The 2817-nt window shown below is 68.9% G+C and carries 3 protein-coding genes; 1 reads left to right on the top strand and 2 read right to left on the bottom strand.

Annotated features, from left to right (window positions below; translation table 11 throughout):
- Both secD and yajC read right to left on the bottom strand, forming a co-directional pair.
- Positions 1–1540: protein translocase subunit SecD (gene secD / locus AC2VOP_RS10160; RefSeq protein ID WP_486960837.1), on the bottom strand; the 1540-nt coding region annotated here is incomplete at its 3' end.
- Positions 1541–1631: 91 nt separating this feature from the next.
- Positions 1632–1985, bottom strand: coding sequence for a preprotein translocase subunit YajC (yajC, locus tag AC2VOP_RS10155; RefSeq protein ID WP_486960836.1), 354 nt, complete (start codon positions 1983–1985; stop codon positions 1632–1634).
- Positions 1986–2055: 70 nt separating this feature from the next.
- Between yajC and AC2VOP_RS10150 the strand changes: the two genes are divergently transcribed.
- Positions 2056–2817: amidohydrolase family protein (locus tag AC2VOP_RS10150; protein WP_486960835.1), on the top strand; the 762-nt coding region annotated here is incomplete at its 3' end.

Here is a 2817-nt window from a genome sequence, read left to right as displayed (position 1 = left end):
CTTCGCGGATCTCGTCTTTGATGCGTTCGAAGAACACCACAAACGAGTCGGCGGTGGTGCCGATGCCGATGATCAGACCGGCGATGCCGGCCAGGTCGAGGGTGTAGTTGATATACCTGCCCAGCAGCACCAGGATGCCGTAAACCATCGTGAAGGTGGCGATCAACGACAGCGCGGTGAGCACCCCCAGCACCCGGTAGTAGACCAGCGAGTACACCAGCACCAGCGCCAGGCCGATCGCGCCGGCGATCAGGCCGGCCCGCAGCGACGTCAAACCCAGTGTCGCCGAAACGGTTTCGGCTTCCGACGACTCGAATGAAAGTGGCAACGACCCGTACTTCAACACGTTGGCCAACTGGCGTGCGCTTTGGGCGGTGAAACCCGGTGCGGCCCCGGTGATCTGCGTTCGGCCGCCAGGGATGGCCTCCTGAATGGTCGGCGCGCTGACCACCTGCGAGTCCAGTGTGAACGCGGTCTGGGTGCCGATGTGGTTCGCGGTGTAGTCGGCCCAGATGTTGGCGGCGGCGCTTTTGAACTGCAGCTGAACGATGTAACCACCTTGACGCTGGTCCAGGCCGGAGCTGGCGTCGGCGATCTGGTCGCCGCTGATGATCGACGGGGCCAGCAGGTAGGCCACCTGGTGGTCCGTCGAACACGTCACCAGCGGCAGATCCGGGTCGTCATTGCCGGCCAGGATGTCGTCCTGGTCGCAGCGGGTGGCCTGGATCTGCAGGGCGAAAGACTGGACCAGCCGGTTGTCGCTTTGCCGCAGCCTCTTTTCCGCTGCGATGCGCTCGGCGAGGCTGTGCTGCTGACCCGGCTGACCGGGAGCGGGTGCCTCCGGCGCCGGCGGGGCGGGTTGCTGCGGGGTGACCGGCTCCGGGGTGGGTGCCGGGGTGGGCTCCTGCGGGTACGGGCGCGGCTGCGCCGCGGGCGCCATCGGCTGTGGCACGGTTCCGCCGACGGGACCCTGGTCGGGCACGGGTGCGCCCGCCGGTCCGGGCAACGGTTGCCCCGGACCGCCCGGCAGGCCGGGCAGCGGCTGCCCGGGGCCACCGGGCAGCCTGGGCAGGCCGGGCTGCCCGGGGCCACCGGGCAGCCCGGGGAATCCCGGCAGCCCCGGCGATCCTGGCAACCCGGCGCCTTCCGACGCTTCCCGCGCGGGCACCGCCTGGATCACCGGCCTGATGTAGAGCCGCGCGGTCTGGCCCAGGGTGCGGGCCTCGTTGCCGTCACTGCCTGGCACCGTGATGACCAGGTTGTCCCCGTCGACGACGACCTCCGAGCCGGACACCCCGAGCCCGTTGACCCGCGCGCTGATGATCTGCTGCGCCTGGTTGAGCGATTCCCGGGTCGGCGCGGAGCCGTCGGGTGTGCGCGCGGTCAGCGTGACCCGGGTGCCGCCCTGCAGGTCGATCCCGAGCTTGGGCTCGGCCTTTTTGTCCCCGGTCAGCAGCACCAACGCATAGACGCCGACGAGCATGGCCAAAAACACCGACAGGTAGCGAGCAGGGTGCACCGGCGCCGAAGACGATGCCACGTTGTCGAGTCTCCTCCGCTCAGTGCGATCCGCAGCCGCGCCGCGCCCGGGCCGTCCTATTCCGCACAGGGTACGTGCCGGGGTGCGACGCTCAGTCCTTGGGCAGGCCGTCAGCCTCGGCCAGCGCCTCCGTGACGTCCGCGGTTTCGTCCGTCGCCGCTTCGGGCCCGCCGTCGGGATCGGTCTGCGGCTCGATCTTGTCCCGGATCGCCAGCTTCATCCAGGTCGTCACCACGCCCGGCGAAATCTCCAGATCGACCGTGTCGTCGGTGATGTCGGTGATAGTGGCCCGCAGCCCGGACGTGGTGTGCACCAGATCCCCGACGCGCAGTGACTCCTGCAGGTCGATGGTGGCCTGCATGGCGCGCTTCTGCCGCCGCGACGCGAAGAACATGAACGCCGCCAAAACGACCAGCAGCGGCACGAAGACGACCATGTTGTCCATAGCCCACCAGTGTGCCATTGCGGCCGGGCCGGCCTTGACGCGGCGGTGCGGCGGTGGCATAACGGAGGACGTGCCGCGGATCGTAGACTGCGACCAGCACCTCTACGAAAGCCGTTCGCTGTGGGTCGACTACATCGACCCGCCGGACCGCCAGGACGCGCTGAGCCTGGTCGATGATGCGCTGGGCTATACCTGGCTGACCTGGCATGGCACCAGGCTGGCTTTGGCCGACGTCCACCTGCCGGGCAACACCGCATCCTGCGGGGAGCACCGCAAGAGGCAACAGGCCGGTGAGCCGCCCTCCTACAACTACGACGAGGCGCTGCCCGCCGCCTACTGGGAGCCGGCGGCCCGGATTCGCTGGCTTGACGAGGCCGGCCTGGACCAGGCGGTGGTCTTCCCCAATTACGGTCTGCTGTGGGAGCGGTACCTTTCGCCGTCGCTTCCGTCGGTGACCGCCAATATGACGGCATGGAACAGGTACTGCTCGTTGGTCCAGGCCGAGGGTCGCGGGCGCCTGCACCCGGTCGCGCATCTGACGTTGCGCGACCCGGCGTGGCTGGAAGTCGAGCTGGATTCCCTTGCCTCGGCCGGTGTCTCACTGGCGATGATCGCCGCCGGGTCGGTGGACGGCCGCGCGCTGTCGCACCCCGACCACGAGCCGATATGGTCGGCGTTCGTCGATCACGCCATCACCCCGGTGTTCCACGTCGCCGACCAGGTGCGGCCCTTCGAGGACTGCTGGTATCAAGACGCGTCGGCGAGGGTTCTGGTGCCGGCCACCGAGGCGGTGTTTCTGTGGGTGCCGCCGGCGCTGGCGCTGAGCGATCTG

Source organism: Mycobacterium sp. TH-M106 (genome assembly GCF_057473765.1).
This window is presented reverse-complemented; position numbering and strand designations above follow the sequence as displayed.

Coding starts and splice junctions, on each gene's coding strand:
- yajC (WP_486960836.1), bottom strand. CDS start 1,985: ATGGACAACATGGTCGTCTTCGTGCCGCTGCTGGTCGTTTTGGCGGCG.